16 protein-coding genes, 1 tRNA gene and 2 pseudogenes are annotated in these 22285 nt (G+C 35.2%); 7 read left to right on the top strand and 12 right to left on the bottom strand.

Annotated elements, in window-relative coordinates:
* Positions 1 to 53: 53 nt before the first annotated feature.
* Positions 54 to 3293 carry a host RNA manipulator TomO gene (locus NL281_RS03520; protein ID WP_253303632.1) on the bottom strand — a complete coding sequence of 1080 codons (3240 nt, stop codon included), beginning with the start codon at positions 3291 to 3293 and terminating at the stop codon, positions 54 to 56.
* 38 nt (positions 3294 to 3331) lie between these two features.
* Positions 3332 to 5227, bottom strand: a complete 1896-nt coding sequence (gene htpG / locus NL281_RS03515; RefSeq protein ID WP_182309722.1) for a molecular chaperone HtpG — start codon at positions 5225 to 5227, stop codon at positions 3332 to 3334.
* Positions 5228 to 5511: 284 nt separating this feature from the next.
* Here htpG and NL281_RS03510 point away from each other — a divergent pair, with 284 nt between their 5' ends.
* Complete coding sequence (locus NL281_RS03510) at positions 5512 to 5739, top strand: hypothetical protein (protein ID WP_253303631.1); 228 nt, start codon at positions 5512 to 5514, stop codon at positions 5737 to 5739.
* A gap of 1215 nt (positions 5740 to 6954) precedes the next feature.
* Here NL281_RS03510 and ispH read toward each other — a convergent pair.
* Positions 6955 to 7884, bottom strand: a complete 930-nt coding sequence (gene ispH, locus NL281_RS03505; RefSeq protein WP_253303718.1) for a 4-hydroxy-3-methylbut-2-enyl diphosphate reductase — start codon at positions 7882 to 7884, stop codon at positions 6955 to 6957.
* 20 nt (positions 7885 to 7904) lie between these two features.
* On the opposite strand from ispH, the gene NL281_RS03500 reads away from it, so the two are divergent.
* Positions 7905 to 9749: a peptidoglycan D,D-transpeptidase FtsI family protein gene (locus NL281_RS03500; protein ID WP_253303717.1), complete on the top strand. Its 1845-nt coding sequence runs from the start codon at positions 7905 to 7907 to the stop codon at positions 9747 to 9749.
* A 2-nt stretch (positions 9750 to 9751) separates the two neighbouring features.
* On the opposite strand, the gene NL281_RS03495 is transcribed toward NL281_RS03500, so the two are convergent.
* Entirely contained in the window at positions 9752 to 10060 is a 309-nt protein-coding gene (locus NL281_RS03495; protein WP_039963709.1) for a hypothetical protein, read from the bottom strand.
* A 225-nt stretch (positions 10061 to 10285) separates the two neighbouring features.
* On the opposite strand from NL281_RS03495, the gene NL281_RS03490 reads away from it, so the two are divergent.
* Positions 10286 to 11374: an IS481 family transposase gene (locus NL281_RS03490; RefSeq protein ID WP_253303703.1), complete on the top strand. Its 1089-nt coding sequence runs from the start codon at positions 10286 to 10288 to the stop codon at positions 11372 to 11374.
* Positions 11375 to 11438: 64 nt separating this feature from the next.
* Here NL281_RS03490 and elbB read toward each other — a convergent pair whose 3' ends face one another.
* A complete protein-coding gene (gene elbB / locus NL281_RS03485; RefSeq protein ID WP_022626165.1) occupies positions 11439 to 12146 on the bottom strand; it encodes an isoprenoid biosynthesis glyoxalase ElbB in 708 nt (235 codons plus the stop codon).
* Positions 12147 to 12282: 136 nt separating this feature from the next.
* Between elbB and NL281_RS03480 the strand changes: the two genes are divergently transcribed.
* On the top strand, positions 12283 to 13248 hold the full coding sequence (locus NL281_RS03480; protein ID WP_253303630.1) for a hypothetical protein: 966 nt from the start codon (positions 12283 to 12285) through the stop codon (positions 13246 to 13248).
* A 156-nt stretch (positions 13249 to 13404) separates the two neighbouring features.
* A complete protein-coding gene (locus tag NL281_RS03475) occupies positions 13405 to 13542 on the top strand; it encodes a hypothetical protein (RefSeq protein WP_253303629.1) in 138 nt (45 codons plus the stop codon).
* A 44-nt stretch (positions 13543 to 13586) separates the two neighbouring features.
* Here the strand turns inward: NL281_RS03475 and NL281_RS03470 are convergent, their stop codons facing one another.
* The 7 genes and pseudogenes from NL281_RS03470 to ubiH form a co-directional block, all read right to left on the bottom strand.
* A complete protein-coding gene (locus NL281_RS03470) occupies positions 13587 to 14138 on the bottom strand; it encodes a 5-formyltetrahydrofolate cyclo-ligase (RefSeq protein ID WP_155968432.1) in 552 nt (183 codons plus the stop codon).
* Positions 14122 to 14742, bottom strand: a complete 621-nt coding sequence (locus NL281_RS03465) for a ferredoxin reductase domain-containing protein (protein WP_015589476.1) — start codon at positions 14740 to 14742, stop codon at positions 14122 to 14124. The genes NL281_RS03470 and NL281_RS03465 overlap by 17 nt, the downstream gene beginning before the upstream one ends.
* A gap of 103 nt (positions 14743 to 14845) precedes the next feature.
* Complete coding sequence (locus NL281_RS03460) at positions 14846 to 15991, bottom strand: SurA N-terminal domain-containing protein (RefSeq protein WP_253303628.1); 1146 nt, start codon at positions 15989 to 15991, stop codon at positions 14846 to 14848.
* Between the two features lie 184 nt (positions 15992 to 16175).
* Positions 16176 to 16266, bottom strand: a tRNA-Ser gene (locus NL281_RS03455).
* 111 nt (positions 16267 to 16377) lie between these two features.
* A pseudogene (locus NL281_RS03450) lies at positions 16378 to 17550 on the bottom strand (transposase).
* A gap of 106 nt (positions 17551 to 17656) precedes the next feature.
* Positions 17657 to 18754, bottom strand: a pseudogene (gene ltrA, locus NL281_RS09180) (group II intron reverse transcriptase/maturase).
* A 964-nt stretch (positions 18755 to 19718) separates the two neighbouring features.
* A complete protein-coding gene (gene ubiH, locus NL281_RS03440; RefSeq protein WP_253303627.1) occupies positions 19719 to 20870 on the bottom strand; it encodes a 2-octaprenyl-6-methoxyphenyl hydroxylase in 1152 nt (383 codons plus the stop codon).
* 173 nt (positions 20871 to 21043) lie between these two features.
* Between ubiH and NL281_RS08455 the strand changes: the two genes are divergently transcribed.
* Together NL281_RS08455 and NL281_RS03435 are read left to right on the top strand one after the other, a co-directional pair.
* Complete coding sequence (locus NL281_RS08455) at positions 21044 to 21172, top strand: hypothetical protein (RefSeq protein WP_256437790.1); 129 nt, start codon at positions 21044 to 21046, stop codon at positions 21170 to 21172.
* A 24-nt stretch (positions 21173 to 21196) separates the two neighbouring features.
* Positions 21197 to 22153 carry an IS5 family transposase gene (locus NL281_RS03435; RefSeq protein ID WP_253303324.1) on the top strand — a complete coding sequence of 319 codons (957 nt, stop codon included), beginning with the start codon at positions 21197 to 21199 and terminating at the stop codon, positions 22151 to 22153.
* Positions 22154 to 22285: the final 132 nt, after the last annotated feature.

The raw sequence follows: 22285 nt of genomic DNA, 5'->3' as shown, positions 1-22285 counted from the left end.
CCGATAATTAACATAATTATAATAAATTATTAAATGGTAAACTACTATATTTATTATACATGTACGGCAGTAGGTACTTTCCCCGTGTTGAAAGATTTTTCAACCTCGTTGTTTTCAACTTGGCTTTTAGGTGTACAGTAGTATATAATTGCAGCGGCAACCAGACAACAAGCTCCAACACCTGCTATTATTCCTGTTGTCAGCAAGCTAACACTAAAAGCAAAATATGCAGCCGGTGCAGCAGCCCCTGCAAGTATTCCAGCTACTGCGAACGTCCATGTAGCTACGGTAGGCCACTTACTCTTTTGCGTATTTTGTGCTGCAGTAATACTTCCATTTCCTGGATTATTAGGCAGCTTGCCATTGGTTTGAGTATCATCTTCTTGTTCAGAGATTTTGTTAGCTACTGAAGACGTTGGTATTGGTTCTGGTGCAGGTTTTGGCTGCATATCTTTTTTATTATCATCCTTTTGTGACACATGCCCAGCAAGTTGAACAGGAGTTTGCTCTTGATCTTCACTCTCAGGCATATTGATTAGTTGAGCAGAATTTTGCTCATGCTCACCATTACCATCTGAAGTTTCTGGTTGTATATTTTCCAGACTGTCATTATCTTTGAACGTAGAGACCTCCTCATTATTTATTTTAGTTGCCACATGTTCTTCTTCATTAACTATATCCTGAATTGGAGAGCTGCTGCCAGAACCTGAAGGAATTACAACATATTCGCTGCTAGGGTTTGAAGGAGTGCCACTATGCTCATCACCACTCACAGAACTCTGTAGTAAAAGTGGTTGTGTATCTTGATCACCTTCAAGCTGGAAACTATTCTCACTTGAAGAAGCATTAGGCGTTTCAGGTGTAGTTGGTTGAACAGATAGTACAGTATTGCTTGGATTAGCAGACTGCTTGCCATTGATTTGAGCACCATTTTTCTTATTTTTTTGTAGGGTTAAAAAAGCTACTACTTTATCCTTAAAGGGACCTTCTTGACTTTTCGCGTATTTTAGTACAGAATCACGATTGTCAAACGTCAGGACATTTTTAAATTCCTCTTCTAAGTTTAAGTTATCATTACCTTTGCTTATAATTTCACTAATCTTTTTTCTAACAAAACTAGCAAGTAGCGTAACACCTTTTTTTTTGCTTCTTTTACCCATTTTACCCTCCTCACAATTATTGCCAATATGCTCCTCTTTTGAGTCCTCTTCATTATTCATAATATTTTCTCGTCTGTCCACAATATTTTCTTGTGGCTGCTTACTGCCAGTACTTTCAAGTTCTGGATTTTCTGATAGAATGTCACTTGTTATAACTGGAATTTCTAATTCACCTGCAACGTTATGACTTCTTTTTCGCATTGTAAAAGTTCCAGGAGCTTGGTACATTTCATCCCACAAATCTTGACGTTCATGATAGGGACATCCTTGCACATCAATAGAAAATTGCAGAATATTTCTAATTTGCATTAAACTGAATATTAGATCAATATTCTTTTGACGTTTATTGTCTTTTGGATCTTTAGTGTATTCATCATACACTATGCAAGCAGTCTGAACTAATCCATTTACAATACCTGGAAGACGGCTGTTATATTCACGTAAAGCTTCAGATTGCAATAATTTGTTTTCCTTTTCCAGATCTTCTATGCGCTTTTCTATGCTAGATTTAAAAATCTTACACTCCTCTTGAAAAATTACGTTAATTGCACCCTCTTCTGTGTATAAGTAACATACTTCCTTGACTAAGGAGTAATCTTCTTGGCCTATTGAGTAGTGTGTTGCATTTTTCAGTATATTCTGTATGACCGGCCTAATCACTTGCTCATTATGTGATACGTTTTGATGGATTTCTTTAGTGTAAAAAAGCACCTCGACTATAACGTCTGTGTTTGTGTATTCAACATTAGACAATGCAATGAGGATTGATTCGTGTATGTTATCAAATTCGTTATTTTTAAATTTTTGATTGAGATAGCCGATAACATCATTGCTGCATTTAGCACATTTTTCACACAAGTGCTCGATAAATGCAATATTACCAGCATCCAATGCAGTTTTCAGAATTAAATCATAAATTTCTTTTCTGCCACGAGCTCCTATGTTTTTCAGGATTTGTTGCCTTAGTATTGTAATAACTTTATCATCTGCAAATGCTTGTTCATATACATCGTAAATGGCACGATCTGCACTATTAGTGTATCGTTTGCACAGGTATTCAATGACAGATGTGTGTTCCTGGCTTATCGCAGTTTCTAACAAGGTAGCAAAGCTCTTTTTTAATAACTCTTCTGTTGAGGCTTTTTTAGTTAGCTCATTAATATATCTTTCAAATGCATCTAGCACTATCGTGATGAATTCTTCATTTTTGATCAGAGACGCTGTTTCAAGCACACCATACAAAGGATCAGGTTTACTTGTTTTTAACACTTGTCCAAAATCTCTTAAAACGTATTCGACAAAAACTGCATTTAATAATTCTTGCTCTTTTCTTAATGCTATAACTGAGAAAAAGCCAATCTTATTGGATTGGCCAAGTTGTATGGATTGATCTTTTAATTTATCATAAATCCCATCAGTATCATGGAATCTTCCTATAAAAGCTTTAACGTATTCTTGACCACCAACAAGTACAGGTAAAAGACTTAAATTTCCTTCAGCAAAAAGTATGTCCTGGTATTTTTCTGTCAGTTTGTTATTAGCTGCGATTGCTAATAGTACCAACTCTTTTGCTGAATAATCATACTTGAAACCCTCTTGATCAAATTTATATTGTGATAGTACATTTGAATATATATGTTGATGGTTGCTTCCGTTTTGTAACTCCAAATTAAGTTGATTTGAACAGAAATCTTTGAGATTTTCATTATCCAGCGTAATAGACCTGCCTTCATAATCTTCAATATTTTGTACAACCTTGTCTAATTCTTCACAATTATCTTCTTGTATAGCTTGATTTAAGATATTTATAATCTCAGCAAAAGTTAAGTTTTTAGGAATGATACCATATGAATCTTCATCTTTTAACTCTACAGTAAACGACCTATCACAACCATCAGGAAAGTTTGCAAGTATTGCATTCTCTAAACTTAGATCTTCAGGGGGTGTGCTACATGGAGTAGCTGGTATCTCTTGACTTTCGCTATCTAAAACTTCAAACTCTTCTTCAATACCTGAATCTTCAGAATCTGGTTTTTCAAAACCATGCCAACTTTTGATTAATCTTTCAGAATTTGATTGGCCCTGTGAAGTTGTATCTTGTGATACAAAGTCTCTAAAATTGGAACCAAACATGTTTTACCTCCTAACTAGCAGCTAAGCTAAGTATAGCATTAAACAGAAATCTTGCCAAGCAAATTATTCAGTCTCTTAGCAAAGCTGCTCGCGTCATCCATCTCTTCGCCTTCCACGATGCAAGCTTGGTAAAACAATAAGTGAACCATGTCCTCCAATGTTGGGTTTTCACCACTTTCAGCATAAGATTTCATTATACTCTTTATTACAGGATGCTTAGTGTTAATTTCAAGCACCTTTGGCGTGCGGTAATTTAGCTGCTTTTGTTCACGCAAAAAACGCTCCATGCGAAGATCCATAGCACCTTCATCAACCGCTAGGCATACGGGACTATCAGTCAATTTTTTGGAAATTTTTACGCTTTTTACTGAATCTCCGAGCACTGTAGTAAAATATTGCAATATAGTTTCCTCAGTTTTTTCTTCATTCGATTTGTTTTCTTCATTTTTCTTATCTTCTTCTGAAGAGAATTTTTCCAAATCAACATCAGCGCGAGTCACAGACTTAAACTTTTGATCTTTATATTCATGAATTACACTAGTCCAGAAATCATCCACTGGATCAACGAACAGAAGAACCTCCAGCCCTTTACTGACGAACCCCTCAAGTTGCGGACTGTTTTTCACTGAATCGAGGCTATTTCCGGTGAGATAATAGATATGTTCCTGCTCAGGCTTCATTCTGCTTATATAGTCATCAATGCTGACTAATTTCTCATCACCAGTACTATGAAATCTGCAAATTGAGAGTAGTGCTTCTCTCTCATCAGTTGGCATAGCTTCACAAAGACCTTCCTTTAAAACTGCACCAAAATTGGTCCAGAATTTTGTATATTCCTCTAAATTCTCTTTTGCTTTTTTACCGAGCTCTGATATCACACGCTTAGTGAGAGATTTTCTGATCTGCTCAACAACACGATTATTCTGCAGCGTTTCTCTGCTGATATTAAGAGGCAAGTCCGGTGAATCAACCACGCCTTTCAGAAAACGCAAGTATTGTGGTATAATCTGTACGTTATCTTCAGTGATAAATACTTTATTTACATATAACTTCACAGAGCAACGTCTATCTGGATGGAATAAATCAAAAGGTTTTATAGAAGGAACATAAAGCAAATTTGTATATTCTATTGCACCTTCATTTTTATTATGCAATATCATCCAGGGCTCCCCGCCAACGTGAGCAACACTGCGGAAAAAATCGTTGTGCTCCTCTTGAGTAACGTCATTTTTTGGCTTAGTCCAAATTGCAGCCTTACTGTTTAACTTTTCACTTTTTCCTTCTTCGTCTATAAATTCAACAGGAAAATTTATGTGATCAGAGTAAGTAGTGACAATATTTTCAACACGAAATTTATCTAAAAACTCGTTTTCTTCAGGATGCATAATGAGCGTAATTTTGGTTCCGCGAGGGACTTGATTATCTGACTTGCTGATTGAATATTCCCCATCTCCTTTGGATTGCCAGATCCAAGACTCCTCTTCTCCAGCTTTTCTCGATTCTACTATTACTTCTGATGCAACCATAAAGCTTGAGTAAAAACCAACACCAAACTTCCCAATCAGCTCCACAGTTTGGCTTGAATCCTTGCTATTCTTAATCGCATCCAAGAACTTTTGCGTACCAGAGCTTGCAATTGTACCAAGATTGTCTATTAAATCCTGTCTATTCATTCCAATGCCATTATCAGTGATATATAGCTCGTTCTTATCTTTATTGGAGCTGATAGTGATTTTTAATTCGTCACTCAAATCTAGCAAATTAGGGTTTAGTTGAGATTCATAGCGCAACTTATCACATGCATCTGATGCATTTGATATTAATTCACGCAGAAAAATGTCTTTATTGGTGTAAAGTGAATGAATCACTATATTCAGTACTTTCCCTACCTCAGCGTCAAATTTTAAATTTTCAGTTTCTTGTACATTATGCATTTTGAGCTCCATTATTTGCCTACTACCCTAATAATTTAAGTATTGAATCACGATCTTTCAAGGTCACGTACACCAAAATTAATGTCTTACTATTACCCACAAATAAAAACATAGTATTGTATTTACTCAAATAATTTAATTTTATTAACCTGAAAGCTTATTAGATTAAAATTATTAAACTAAGAGTTATAATTTTAGCAACTAAAAGCTGTAAATTGCACCATATAAACAGTTATTTCAAGCAAAAGTTATGCCATTAAGAGCTATGCAACAAACATTTATATTTGTGGGTAATAGTAAGAATTAATGTGGGTGTAGTTATTATGACACCCAATTTATGGGATCTCTTGCATAACAAACTTTTGGCAGCGCATTGGATGAAACGAAAAACTTCCTTGACACCCTTCGCCAGCCCCCTTATCATGAAACTGAAGCTATTTATTTATCTTCGCAATCTCTGCAGTGGATTAATGACAAAAAAACTTAATGTATTTGGCGTAAATCATGCTTAATTTTTTGCACTATGTGCACCTCATGTCTTTATCAAATTTCTAGCTACACAAGCTGAAATACGCTATTTAAAACATCAAAAAACGCCAACTTAAAAAATGGATAGTGAATAATTAGCTACCCTAGGGTTTCTTTGCCTTTTTTTCTGTTTAGTAAATTTCTTAACGTTTATAATTTAGATTAGTTGCGGCTTAAAAGCGGCTGAGTCACGGTTATTAAGCGTTTAGAATAAAAAAACGCCATACTTGAAAGTATAATGTAAGTAACTAGCCAACCATCGGGCTTTTTTTGCCTTTTTTTTCGCTTGGTAAATTTTTTAATACTTAGATTAGTTGCAATTTAAGAGACCAGAAATGGTCAGTGCTTGGCACTGGAATAACGTCCTCCTTTGTTATCCCAGTGCCCAGACACTGGGATCCAGGAAACTTAATTGCAAGTAATGCATTGGATTTGGTGAGTATGGGTTTTATGTTATAGAATGAAACACTTTTGGTGAATTTGTAAAGAAAACTGGATCCCAGTGTTTGGGCACTGGGATGACACCATTCTTTTTCCTGGATTCCAGACTGGAATGACACCATTTGTTGTGTTTAACAAAGTTCGTACTTAGCTTCATATTAGCCGTAAATATTTAAGAAATTTACCAAACGAAAAAAAAGGCAAAAGAAGCCCTGGGGTTATTATCCGCTTTAAAATATTGGCGTTTTTTATGTTTTAAACGCTTGACAAGCGAAATTCAGCTGCTTTTAATTGCAACTAACTTACGCTGCAAATGTTTAAGAAATTTACTAAGCAGAAAAAAAGACAAAGAATCCCCGAGTTAGCTAGTCTTTTACTATCTCTGTCGAGTATTGGCATTTTTTGATGTCTTGTAACGCTTTATAAGCGCGTTCAGCTTATTTAGATAAAAATCTAGATGTAGATGAAGTTTTGTAAAGACATACAATATCTATATACTGCAAAAAATTGAACATAAGACGCCGATACATTAAGTAATCCTTACCTTTTAATCTGCAGATTGGCGAAAGCAAATACAATAGCTTCACTATCATGATAAGGGGGCTGGCGAAGGGTGTCAAGTAAGTTTTTTCGTTTCTATTTCCAATAAAAGTTCGTTATATGGTTATGCAAGAAGTCTAATGAATCGCGGCATGACGTCTTAGCTATAGATGCTGGTTTGTGTGATTTCAAGAGAAGCTTAGTAGATAAGTTGTGTTTTAAACCAGATTCGGTATTTTAAACTGAACATTTTCAATAATACCACCTGGCATAACTGAAACTTCTACATTCATGCTTACTTTTAGGTAGTCTATTAATTCATCAACTAATATGTCAGGAGCGGAAGCACCTGCAGTGATTCCTATCTTTTCTACGCCCTGAAACCAGCTTTTATTCACACAGCTGTAATTATCAATCAAGTAGGCTCTTTTTCCTCTGGCAGTGCACAGATCTAATAAGCGGTTTGAATTTGAGCTATTTTTACTTCCTACAACTAATACCATGTCTACAATTTCAGCTAGCTTTTTAACAGCATTTTGTCTGTTTTGCGTTGCATAGCATATGTCCTTTAAATCTGGACCTGTTATGCCTGGAAACCTTAATTTCAAGGCAGCAATAATGTCACGGGTATCGTCGATGCTTAACGTAGTTTGTGTAACATAAGACAAATTATCTGGATCTTTAACCTTTAAATCATATACATCCTGCAAAGTTTGCACTAAAGTGATAGGATTGTTTACTCTTCCCCTAATTCCCTTAACTTCTGGATGGTTTTCATGCCCAATGAGAATTAATTCTTTACCACTGTTTTCATACCTTTTTGCTTCTTTATGCACTTTGCTGACTAAAGGACATGTTGCATCAATCACTTGAATACCCTTTCTTTTTGCCTCATCTTCTATATTTTTTGATACTCCGTGCGCGCTGAAGATCAGTATTCCTTCATTATCTTCAATTTCCTCGATACTGCTTACAAAAACCACTCCTTGTTTCTTAAAGTCCTCTACTATATATTTATTGTGAACAATTTCGTGTAGCACATAAACTTGGCACTCGTTTTTATATTTTTCTAAAGTAATAGCTAATATGTCCACAGCTCTTTTTACCCCGGCACAAAAACCTCGTGGTTCAGCTAAGATGATTTCCATTTTTGTCAAATCAAGTAAATATGCAAGCATTACTTAAAAATAAGCTCCGCTCACTGTATTTTATAGTACCACTATTTATATTTTATATAATAATTATTTTTCGCATATTCTCTTTCACATTTGATCAACTTACTACTTCAGAAAATTTTAGAAAAGATAATATAGTACATAAACAACCCGATATTTTAGATAGAAATGGAGTAGTAGTAGCAACAAATGTGCCCACAACATCACTATATATAGATGCAACCAAAGTAAAGAATCCGGAAAGTATAGCAGCACAACTGTGTTCTACTTTGCATGACCTCGAATACAAGAACTTATATAGAGTACTTACTTCAGAAAAGAAATTTGCTTGGATAAAGCGGCACTTGACTCCAAAAGAATTACTAGCGATCAAAAACGCTGGTGTACCAGGAGTAAATTTTTATGACGACATAAAGCGTATATATCCTCACAGTAATTTATTTTCACACGTGCTTGGTTATACTGACATAGATGGCAACGGTATTGCAGGAGTTGAGGCATATATAAGTAAAAACAAACAACATTCTGTTATCCAAGTACCTGATATACAGTTGTATGAATGTTGCAACTTGAAAGCAATTCCTGCACAACAATTCCCCACACAACAGATGGTGTCATCCCAGTGCGTGACACTGGGATCCAGATATAAAAATACTGACAAATTACGTGATGAACAACGGATTCCAGAAACATATGTCAAAAACAATGTTTGTGATGAAATTGCGCATAAAACTGGATTCCAGTGTCAGTGCACTGGAATGACACCAGACCAAGCTTCTGCACAATCTTCTGTCATCCGACAGGGATGGTCACGCTCTGCTGATCAATATGTTCAACTATCCTTAGATACACGAGTGCAAAGCATAGTGCATGAAGAGCTAACTAAAGCTGTAAGCAGATATCAGGCACTTGGCGGAGTAGGAATTGTTTTAAATGTGAGAAATAGTGAAGTCATCTCGATGGTCAGCCTACCTGATTTTAATCCCAACTTACAGAATAAGGCAGAAGACGTACAAAAGTTTAATCGCGCCAGTCTTGGGGTATATGAGATGGGGTCGGTATTAAAATACTTTACAATAGCCGCAGCGCTTGATGCGAACGCTACAAAAACTAGCGATTTATATGACGTATCAACACCAATCACCATTGGAAAGTATAAAATTCAGGATTTTCATAAATCTAAAATTCCAAAAATTACTGTGCAAGATATATTTGTAAAATCATCCAACATTGGTGCAGCAAAAATTGCAGTCAAACTAGGTATTGAAAAACAGGTAGAATACTTTAAAGCTATGAAGCTATTTTCTCCTTTGAAAATAGAAATACCAGAAAAATCCACACCGATAATCCCGGATAAATGGAGTGAAAACACTTTAATAACAGCATCTTATGGTTATGGCATAGCTGTAACTCCTATACATCTTGCACAAACTGCAGCAGCATTAATCAACAATGGGATATTTCATAACGCAACCTTGATGTTGAATAAAAGAAGTATAGGAGAGCAAATTATCTCAAGAAGAACTTCCAGGGAAATGAGAAAATTATTACGTGCAGCAGTAACAGATGGCACTGGCAGAAAAGCAAAAATAAAGGCATATTCAATAGGAGGAAAAACTGGATCGGCGGAAAAAGTTGTAGATGGTAAATATAGCAAAGATGCAAACATAGCATCATTTATAGGAGTGCTAACTATGCTTGACCCAAGGTACATAGTGCTAATTGCTATTGATGAGCCTCAAGGGATGCACCATACCGGGGGAGTAATTGCTGCGCCTATAGTAAGAAACATTATAAATAGAGTAGCACCTATACTAAATGTTACACCTGAGATGTAAAATTATGATTGCTTTACTATAATTTCAAATTTATCATTACCAAAATCCTTATTAATATACCAAGAACCATCATCTTTAGTTACAAATTCAAGACCTTTAAGGTCTTTTTTTATTGTCTTTCCATTTTGACCATCAATAGCGATATTAATATCGAATGTAATAATGTCTAGATTTATCATAGCTTCTTTCCCGCTGCACGAATTTAGACTGAACTTGCCTAACATGACATCATTAAAACTCACTTCCCCTGTATAGACATCACACTGACCGTCCACACAACACGTAGTTTCAATATAGAAAAGATCTGACATACAAAATACCTTAAAAAAAAGAACTAAACATACATGGCCACTACACCACACCGCTAACAAGTAGTAAAGCGTCGATAAACCTAAGTTACTTTAGCTACGTAGCCATAATACAGCTAGAAATGTAAAATTCAACGGTTAATTGTGTGATTAATTGTATTAAACAAGACTTGATCTGACACTTTAAAAAAGTAAGTTATAAAATAATAAAAGAAAGGAGTGTTAGAAATGAGTACAATACAAACAAAAATACTAAAACCAAAGCTAGGGTTATTAGAACTAGCAAAACAACTAGGAAATGTATCTCAAGCATGCAAAGTGATGGGATACTCAAGAGATACATTTTATCGATTCAAAGAGTTGTACGAAAATGGAGGAGAAGAAGCATTACATGAGATAAGTAAGAAAAAACCTCTATTAGCGAATAGAGTTTCCGACGATATAGAAAGAGCAGCGATTGGTATAGCAACAGAATTTCCAGCATATGGGCAAGAAAGAGCTGCAAATGAACTGAGAAAAAGAGGTATAATAATTTCTCAGGGAGGAGTGAGATCTATATGGCTGAGAAATGATCTTGAAACTTTCAAGAAAAGACTTAAAGCACTGGAAGCAAAAGTAGCTCAAGATGGAATTATATTAACCGAAGAGCAACTTGCAGCTTTAGAAAAAGTTAAAGAACAAAGAGAAGCACATGGTGAAATTGACACCGAACATTCAGGTTATTTGGGTTCTCAAGATACCTATTATGTAGGTAATATAAAAGGTATAGGAAGAATCTACCAGCAGACCTTCATTGATACTTATTCTCGAGTAGCATTTGCCAAGCTTTATACAGACAAAACGGCTATTACTGCTGCTGACTTGCTGAATGATAGAGTGATACCATTTTTTGATGAGCAAAATGTGCCATTATTGCGTATCCTTACAGACCGAGGAACAGAGTATTGTGGTAAGCCTGAAAATCACGCTTATCAGCTTTATTTGGGAATCGAAAATATCGATCATTCTAGGACCAAAGCCAATTCTCCACAGACTAATGGCATATGTGAAAGGTTTCATAGAACTATGCAAGATGAGTGTTACAATATTATCTTCAGAAAGAAAATCTACAATTCTTTGGAAGGTCTACAGATTGATGTTGATTATTGGTTGCGTTCTTACAATGAAACAAGACCGCATTCAGGTAAATATTGCTATGGTAAGACGCCTATGCAGACTTTTCTTGATAGCAAACATGTTGCTTTTCAGAAAAATATTAGTAGCATTACACAAGAGACTGATATTAGTTTTGACTACCTCAATTCTTCTGTCAGTTAATTCTTGTCTGTCAGATTAAGTCTTGTCTTTTACAGATTAATAGAGAAGTCTTATTTAGTACACCTTATAGGAATGGCTGTTTAGTTTTTTTGTTAATCTTTTTTACCATGCTGTCAATCATATGCTTTATCCCTTGATATACAGAGTATGTACTTTCGTCGCTACGCATATAAGCAGAACAGGAAAATACATTATGTTCTTCGTCTTCTATTGATAACTCTGTATCGCATTTTATGTGCTCGCCGCCAAGCCTTTCTATCAACTGTTCTCTGTCATCTCCTATAGTTACCTTAACCTTACTTTCTTCTTTACCTATCTTGCTACTTAAAATTGAAACAATGATGGCTGGAGATATGCATATCGCTCCTATTGGCTTTTTTGTAACAAAAAATTCTGAAACTAATCTTTCAAATTCAGGCATTACTGTCACCATGTCTTTACTTTCAGCTAAGTCAGATAAATTTTTCGCAACCCCGTATCCACCAGGTACAACTAGCATGTCAAAATTTTCAGCTTTGGCTTCTTTTAAGTCATATATTTCGCCTCTTGCGATTCTTGCTGCTTCTACAAGTACATTCCTTTTTTCTTTTGTTGCCTCTTTTGTTCTATGATTCATAACTTGTGTGATATTGATATCAGGTGCAAAGCATTTAACATCCACTTCCTGCTGATCAAGCACAAGCAAACTTAAAACCGCTTCTCTTACCTCTGCACCGTCAAGGTGACCACACCCTGATAAGACCACAGCAGCTTTTAATTTTTTTTCACCCATAAAGTACCTTGATTTCATATAATCTAGATATTTTAATACAAATTCTATATTTGGAAAGGGGTATGTTATATCAATTATAATATAATTAATGATTAGTATGTATAATTAGGCATATTTATAATCAACGAAGCTGAATATGGAATCTAGCAATAGTATGTTTTTTGACACTGACTATCCAGAACTAAGAAAAGCTATTTCAGATATAATAGAAAGTATTGCACAATCCTCACAAGAGGGGAAAAAAGAGTTATTTACAACCCTATCAGAACAAGTTAAAGGGATGAACCTCAAAGATTTAGGTTTAGCGATTAATGACCAAGGCTTGCAAAAGGAGGTCAACAAAGAATTATTTATAAAATTCATTGAAGAAGCGCTTGAAGGTTTAACTTCTGAAAATGTTGACTCAAAAATAATAGAAGAGGCGTTAAAATCTGTTAATCAGCAAGCAATAAGTAATGTTATAAATAATAATAAAGGTCCACTGGACAATCTAGTCAATTATTTTAAATCAGCATCTGCAAATAAAAAAATTGGAATAGCTTCTGCCGTAATGGTATTAGGAGCAGCATTTTCTCCGCTTATTGTGCTTGCTACATTAATAGCGCTTGTGGCTATTGGAGCACGTTATGTAGGAATAGGTATAGGAAAGGCAGGGGAAAAAATAAAAGAAGGTGCGATTGATGCAGGAAAAGCAGTGAAAAGTTTATCTAAAAATTTAGGGGATAAATTGCCTGAGGTTGGGCCAAAAAAAGATAACTTTAGTAAATTATACAACAGTTTGGCTCAAGAGATTATAGGCTATAATATGTCCGAAGAAGGTGAAAAAATAAAAAACGCCCAGAGTAAAGCAAAGGTCATAGGCATGCTCCGAAGTAAAGAGCAACTAGCAGCTATAAAGGGGTTAATAAGTGATGGAGTTATTAAAAATTTTTCAGAAGATGACATGAAAAAGCTTAGAGAAAAAGGTACTAGTACTTATGAAAGTGATAAGGAAGCACTTGAGGAACTTATGGAGAAATTTCAATCTAAAATTATGGCCATTGGTGAGGGTAAAATACTTACTATTACCCACAAATATAAATGTTTGTTGCATAGCTCTTAATGGCATAACTTTTGCTTGAAATAACTGTTTATATGGTGCAATTTACAGCTTTTAGTTGCTAAAATTATAACTCTTAGTTTAATAATTTTAATCTAATAAGCTTTCAGGTTAATAAAATTAAATTATTTGAGTAAATACAATACTATGTTTTTATTTGTGGGTAATAGTAAGGGTAAAATAGAGGAGGTAGAAAAAATTGTTGATGAGAAAGTTGCAGCAATGAAGCCATCTTCTCACTTAGGTATTTCAAGTGCTGCACGAGTGAGTGAAGGAGGAATCACAGGACCAAGTTGATGCATTTTTTTACGCAAAAATTACTATCAGAAAGTGGGGTTACGCTACTCCTTTTTATCCACTTTTTTGAGCAATCCACTTCCACATCTAACACACATCTCAGTGATTATAATATCCAATTTTTGATCATGTTTTTCTACAGGTAAATCTTTACAATATTGTTTCTCATAGGCTACACCTATAAATATTTTTCCAAGTGGCCGCAGTTTTTCTATCATTGTATCATACCAACCACCGCCAAAACCCAATCTATTAAAATGATCATCAAAAGCAATAACAGGAGTAATGATTGTGTCGGGAATTACATCTTCATTTGTTTCGTTCCATTCCTCAAATTTTAGTAACTTATTTTTATTAGGAATTGCTACTTTATAATCTAAATCGAGTAAACTATGCATCAAAGGCACAACATCTATTTCCTCATCCATTGGAATGTAAGCTGCTATTGTTTTGCCTTTAACGTAGCTTAAGTTCTGATTAAAGAGATTAATAAGGGAATTTGCCGCATAACTGGAATAACTTTCATCAATATCTTTTCTTATAGCTCTATATTGCTCTCTTATTTCCTTTTTGTGCTGTTTAATATCTTTGAACATGATCTATCCATTTTGCAGTAAGTTTTTCTTGTAAACTATTTTGCTTCAAGCGCTCACTTAAAAAGTCAAAGTCAATAAACTCCATATCCTGGTCTTGATTACTGCAACTATAAACAAAACTTCTTTCTCCTGTTTCCTTATTTATATGTTGCTGAACACATTGAGCACAGATTTCTTTCATCATACACTGCATAGGAGAATTAACTGACGATATTGCTATATGACTTGACTTCAGATATGGCTTTAAAATTGTTTTTCTAGCTTCATTCACAGCTTTCATCATTTTATCAGAACCAATAGTGATAATTTTATCTATAACGTTCAAATTAATACCTAATCTTCCTTGTTGATAAGAGACTATTGCATCAACTATATTACCATGAAAGGATTTATCTTGATCTCTGCTTGTTTCTATCAATCCTTCTTCACATGCCCAAACTACTGCATTTGATGCACGCTCTATCAGTGCTCGTTTAAATACATCACTTAACTTCTTATAGCCAGCGAAGTACAAAACCTTGTTATTATTTTCAAGACATGCCTTCCCTATCGAAAATAACACTGCATTTCCAACTCCACCACCAATTAGCATTATATTCTTCATGTGCTATTTTAACTACATTTGTTCAAATTTTTTGAAATTTTATAGAACAAAGTAATTTATATAGTTCTATACACAAAGACAGAGACAAGGATACTCTCTGACTTCAACTATACCGATAACTGATAGCTGCATTTTTACGCATATCATCTAATAACAAGTTGCTTTGTATCATAATCTTTTGTTGGTACATTTTCTGTTTGATTGCTTCTATACCCGCTACATTACTCTTGATATCACACAACATCATCAACTTTGCAGTGCCATTTTCTCTCAATTCTACTATTTCATTCACACTTGTTTTACTAAATAAAATCTGTAAATCAGGATTTAAATCTCGCATTTTTATTTCAAATTCTTTTGCGTTTGGCAGCTTAAAATTATCTGCTAATTTATCAAAATTTAAACAATTAACTTTTTGCTCCTTGAGATTATCTAATAAACTTTCTGAACCTTCAACCACAATCTGTTTTAATTTTAAAGTGCTTTCCAGCAGTGCATGATTAAGTTGTACTTTATCTATTACTTTTATAACGGAGTAACCTTCACTGAAACTGAATGGACCTGCTATGTCGCTGGTTTCTAATCCTTCTAAAACGCTCTTGAGTTTTCCTTTTAGCTGACTTAAATTAACTGTTGCTTTACGCATCTTTATTGGAGATTCTGGGTTATTACTGTTGCGTAATTTTTTTACTAAATCTTCAGCTATACCATAAACGTCCTTGTCTTTTTGATCAGGAATTATAAACTCTTGGAACGTGATAAGATAATCCGGCTTTTCTGTTTGCCTTTTTACATCATCTACTTCTTTATCGCTTATATTAATAAATGGCACAATTCTTACTTCAATAATTTTGCTCCACAGTAACTGACATTTTATTTGTTTTCTTAAAATACCAAGATCTATATTATGCTTCTCTATGTATTGATCAACTTCATTAGCCTTAAGTTTAAAACTTTGGGTTAAAAATAACATAATAGCATTATCTAACTCCTCGTTGCTCAATTTTATATTCAGCCTCTGTGCTTCATTGATAATGATAATTTCGTCTATTAGCTCCCTAAGCACTTGAGGCTTTGCTTCTTTTTGATTAACACTTTGAGTGCCAAACAATGAATTTATAAAGTTGATGCGTTTTTCGATATCTAAATTTGAAATTGGTTCACCATTTACATCTGCAACAATTTCAATCTCGATTGCAAGCAACCTAAGTGGCAACACTATCAACAGTAAAATTAGTATTTTATACATACAAGTAAAGTTGTTTAGTTAATAACCAATTCTATAATAAATACTGAGTCAATGCTAGCCAACTTTTTAATAGTGATCTCAGTGACAATGGAAATAAAAACCATTGCAACAAAATCAGGTACGCTGGTAAATAGGCTAAAAACATGCTAATATAGCGAATTTAAACCGTGCTAAAAACAGTATACGGAAGGAGAGGGATTCGAACCCTCGATACGACTTTTGGGTCGTATAACGGTTTAGCAAACCGCCGCCTTCAGCCGCTCGGCCACCCTTCCAAATTTAGAACCTAAAGATTATATAATACCAAGACCTCTACCACCTGTCTAATGCTTTTAATTGCAATATTTGTATCTGTTCAGACAATGACGTCAACTTAAGAACTTTCATTAGCAAACTCTCCTAAAGACATGATGGCGTTTAGGCTTATCTACTTTATTGCGGCTGTCCCGGTCGGATTTTAACTTTAGCGCGTATACTTAAAAAGGGCTTGAAAGTTTTTTGGCGCAATAAGTACCTGATAGAGTTTCTGCCTCATTACACCAAATAAAACTGAAAAATTTAAACGATACTCAGTAATTTGATCTGGGTTCCAAGGCCCTTGTGCATCACACATATGAAGCGATAATATATTGCACATGACCAAGTTTGCCCAAAATTCTTGTAATACAGCCTCTCCAGAAAAATTCTCTAACTCTGCTCCTACTTTGAGTCGTTTATAGCACTCCTCTATGTGTCACCTTAACACATAAGCTTTGCTCCAAAGTCTCGGTCAAAAACTCTGTTTCTCAGTTGGCTAATGTCAGCACTATAACTCTTACTTTCTGTCCTTTCATTTTATTTTTTAGCTTTTCATTTTCTAATATAAAATCAAAATCTAATTCGCCAGCGTTCCCATAGCTTACTATAATTTCTTTTTTGCAAGCGAAAAATAAAATCTACTTCCAAATCATAATGCTGCTGAATGAATTTTACTGAAGACGATCATAGATAAATAATAATTTCTTTTGATTTAATGAACGCATTTGAGTGATAACTTCGGGTAATTGCTCTTCCGCCAACGTTTGTTCACCTATATTCCAAGCCGCAAGACGAGCACTACAAATCAGCGAAGTACACAAATCAACAAACAAATTGCCAATGGTGGCATTGTGCCTGTTGTTCCATTTGGTTTAAAGCGGCCAAACTCGGATACAATTTCCTCAGAGCTGGGTAATCTCATACCAGAACCATCTGCTGCAATAAGCCTATAGCCTCTCCAACTCAGGCTCATCTTGATAGGCTGTTTGGATGCTTAAATTCTTTAAAACCTGTATGATAAATCTTATATCTTGCTTTAGAAAAAGCTTGCTTTGAGGGTACATGTCAATGGCTCCATAAGTTCACATTCTATTCCCAAACTTTTTTTAACTAACTTTAAAATCATAGAAAATACTGCCGAAAAAGGAAGTTTTCTTGTTCGTGTAAAACTCAACACAATGGATTCTCTGAAAAGCTTTCGAGTATATTATATTTTTAATTTGTAGAATAAAATTTTTTCCTTTTTGTTTGGTAGAAGTCATAGTTTTAAATCCTCCTGATTAAGTTTTATCGCTATGACTCCCCCACCAGAACCGTGCTTGCAGCTTTCCCGCACACGGCTCCACAATGTAGTATTCACAGCATTTCCTATTTTGTATATAATGAGTAGCATATTCTTGGTTTTGGTAATGGATTAACTTGTAGATAGTGTATAAATTGCTTTGAATTCATACTCTTCTTCTGACTACGTCGGTTTATCCATTTATACGCTAGCTTGATTACCCGCCAGAAGAATTTATTCAACCACCGGTAATTTCCGCTAACTCCGAAGTAGTTATAGTGTCCTGTTAGTTTTGCTTTAAGTATTGACCACCAATCTTTAAGGTGAACTTTATTTCGGATCTTTTTCACCCATTCTTTGATTTCTTTAAGTTTTCTAGATAGATTTTCTTTCGAGGTTTTATGACCTACCATTACTCTACCTTTACGACTCCTTGTACCATAATGGGTGAATCCTAGAAAGTTGAAACTTTCCGTTTTTCGTTTCTCCCTTATTCCTTGTTGCCACTCCTTTTTGCCAAACTTTACTATTCTTGTTTTGTCTTCAGATATTTCCAGTCCAAATTTTCCTAGCCTTTGTTTCAGTGACTCTAAGAGTTCTCTAGCATCTTTTTCTCTTTCGCAGCAAATCAGGTGATCGTCTGCATACCTAACTAGCTCCATATAACCTTTAGATCTTAGCTTGAATTTCTTTTCAAACCACAAATCCAGCACATAATGCAACTATATATTAGCTAGTATAGGACTTACTATTCCCCCCTGAGGTGTGCCTAGTTCAGTTGCTTCATAATGTCCTGCTTCGACTACTCCTGCCTTAAGAAATCGTTTTACTAACCACAGTATGTTTGGGTCTGTTATCCGTTCTCTCAAGCATCTCATTAGCCATTTGTGCTGGACATTATCAAAGAATTTCTTGATATCAACTTCTACTACATAGTTAGTTGGTCTGTACATAACTGCTTTATTTAGTGCATTTACCGCTTGATGACAGCTTCTACCAGGACGAAAACCATATGAGTTATCCAGAAAGTTAGCTTCATAAATATTTTCTAATATCTTCTTCAGCATTATCTGGACTAACTTATCTTCTGTAGACGGTACTCCAAGCCCGCGTTTCTCTTTGCTTCCAGCTTTTGGTATATATACTCTTTTCACTGGTTGCGGTTGATATCGCTTTCTTTTCATACTATCCACCAGAGTGTTGAGCTTCTCTTCAAGATTTTCTCCATAAGCTTCTACTGTCACCTGGTCTATACCGCATGCTTTGTTATGCTTTAGCTCTTTATAACATTCAGCAAGATTCTCTGCGTTTATCAGATGAATTAACGATTAAATTTCAATCGTTTATCTTGCCTGGCTCTTACTGCTATCTGATTTAGTTTTCTTTGCACGTTATTCCAACCTCCGTTGTATTGGCATAGCAATTCCTAAACCAGTCACTATATTGCTGACCGCTTCCCCTTGTATGTGGCTTTCCCACACTCTGAGTACTATCAATCAGTCCGACTTCCTTTATATCTTCCGTCAGTACTCGCCTTTGTTGACTTGTTCCAACGTACCTTAATAGGAATACAAAGGATCTCCCAAGTTTACGTAAACTCCATCTCAACACGTGATACGGCCTCAGATCCCGATAGAGTGAGTGATAACTTGCCCTATTGTTACCCTTCTTGCTGTCTTCCACTATATGCAACGTGTCGACCTCTATGACATCGAGAATTTCGGGACTCAATACCTTCACTTTCGTTGTACCCTGTGTTGTCCATTCCACTAGCTTTACTACGCTCGTTACCTTACGCAGCATAGTGGTTTGTTCCAGCCTGCTGGCTAGGCTTTGCCTGGGTTGGATTTTCACCAACTGGACTTTACGCACTTTGCTTGGCGCACGCATGTTTCACCTAAAAAGGACACATTTTAAACTTCTTTGTTGAAATAAAATAGAAACAAAAGTGCTGTTTATTGCACTCTTTGGATAATTTAATGATAAAAAATTTAGAGAGAAATTTTATACACTATCGCTGATATTTTTTCTTAAGTTGACGCCATTGGCTGAACAGATACATTCGTCATCCCGCTACGTGTTAGCGGCCAAGATACCGCGGCGGTATGACGTGGGAAACCTGACTTGCATTAGCTATAAAATAGTGATTTATATAAATCCCATAGCATGCCGAATGAAGCGTTTTTTGAGGAAATTTGAATTTTCAACTGCAATCAAGCCAAGATTTCTTAGTGCTTTAGCGCAGAATATTCTGTTGGAAAACATCCTATTTAATCCATCAGTTGCAAGCGCCATTGTAAAATTATCAAAGTATCTGTTACGTGAAATTTTCTTTAATAAATAACTACTGCCAACATCAGTACCAGCCGCTTTTGCAGCAACTACGTGCTTTATAACACTTTCTACATCTCTAATTCCAAGATTAAGCCCTTGACCTGCAACTGGATGAATTGAATGTGCTGCATCGCCGATAAGCAAAACTCTACCCTTATATAACTTTTTTGCAAAAGCAAAACTTAAAGGATAAAGTTTTCTTTCACCCTCTAATTTTATCTCTCCTAAATAAGAACCAAATCTTTTTTTAAGCTCTATAATAAATTCTTCTTCAGACAGATCCATTAGCATTTTTGAAATTTCAGATTTTTCTGTCCAAACTATCGAAGAAGTATAGCCACCCTTCATCGGTAGAATTGCAAATGGACCGCCAGGGAAAAAACGCTCCACAGCTAAGTTTTGGTGATGCAGTTCATGCTTTACATAAAATACTATGCTACTTTGTTTATAGTCAAATTTCACTGTCGGTATAGAAAATAACTCTGGTAATTTAGAGTTTTTGCCTTCAGCGCAGATAAGTAGCGATGATATTAATTCCTGGTTATTATCAAGAATCACTTCCACATATCCTGAATCACAAGCAATTGTTTTATAGGAATGTGGAGAGTATATATTCAGTTTATTTAGAAAATTATTGTTGATTGCATTCCATATAGTAGCATTGTTGATAACATAACCCATTGGCTCTTCGCTAACCATTTTATGATTGTAATGCACAGTAATTGGGCTATCTCCATCTAATACGCATATATCAAGTATAGGTTCAGCTTCACTCTCCACAAACTGCCAAATCCCTAACTTTTCCAATATTTTTTTCGAGCCTTGAGAAACAGCAAATGCTCGATTGTCATCAATTACACGTGGTAGACTATTTTTTTCAATCACAGCTACAGAGTCACAACTGAGGCCAATTGCAGTAATAAGACCAAGCAACCCACCACCTGAAATGATTACATCATAATTCATTTTATTTATCTAAAATTATATTCTATCTATTTTAAAAATAGTTTAAACAAACTTTATATATAAATTAAATTTTTTAGATCCCAGTGTCAGCTACTTGGATGACATCTAAAGACACTCCACCTTGTCATTCCAGCACGTAACGAACAACTGTACGAACATTTTGCGAAGGCAGTATGTTAAATGCTATGGCCGGTTTTGCCTCAAACATAAAGGTGTCATCCCAGTGCTTGACACTGGGATGGCTTTGTTGCATAGCAACTGAAAAAATCTGGTGGCTACTGACAAAATTCATTATAAAATAGCCATTTAACCTTGAAAGAAAAAATATGCCACAAAAAATGAGGGTCAGTAACCATAGCGAATATAACAAATTTCTAGAAAAAAGAGGAAATATTTTTCATTATATCAACGAAGCCATAGAAAAGTGGTACGAGAATGGTCCAAAAATACCAGGTGGCAACAATATTTATAGCGATAAAGTTGTAATTTTGGTGCACATAATAACTTGTTTATTTAGAATAGGCCTGAGGCAAACAGTTGGGTTTATAGCAGGATACCTTGAGCAAATTGGGAAAAATTTGCAAGTTATCAGCTATTCACAATCATCAAGAAGGTTTAAGAAACTCAATATTAAGATCAATGATTGCAGAATTGATAAAAATAATATGGAAGATATCGAAATTACTATAGACAGTACAGGAATTAGTATATACAACAACACTCCTGGTCATAGCAAAGAAAATAGCGAAGATAGAAAGTATCGCAGCTATGAACAGACAAGAAAATTGCATGTAATGTTGAATACAAACAGCAAAAAAGCCATAGCTGTAAAATACAGTAACGGTGTCTACTCTGATCACTATGGAGCTTGTGATTTGCTAAAAGAAGTCGATTTTCAGTATGTCATAAAAGTACTATATGCAGATAGGGCATATGACAGAGAAAAGCTCTATAAGCTGTGTAATCAATATGGTATAAAAACGAAAATTCCTCCGAAAAACAACGCAGCAGAGCATCCAAAATTGGATTATATGCTTGATAGAAATGCCGCTATTCAGTTAATGAAATTACATGGTGAGAATGGTATAAAAAGATGGAAAGAAGAAGTAAATTACGGAAAAAGATCGTATATTGAAGGATTTTTCTCAAGGTTGAAGCGAATATTTGGGTTTAGTTTTAGGAGCAAATCTGAGATTAATCGTGAGAAGGAACTGCTACTCAGGTGTTATTTGCTTAACAAATTTACTGAAATAGGCATGGCTAAGTTTGAGATAGCTTCATGAATTTATTGTACGTTACCTACTATCCGAAGAGCGATACAACAAAGCCATTCCAGTGTCAAGCACTGGAATGACACCGTCTTGGATGGAAACCAGTGTTGGCTACTCGGATGACATCATAGGGGCGCTGGGCAT

Origin of the sequence: Wolbachia endosymbiont of Phyllotreta cruciferae, from assembly GCF_918697765.1 — a bacterium.
Taxonomy (GTDB): domain Bacteria; phylum Pseudomonadota; class Alphaproteobacteria; order Rickettsiales; family Anaplasmataceae; genus Wolbachia; species Wolbachia pipientis.
This window is presented reverse-complemented; position numbering and strand designations above follow the sequence as displayed.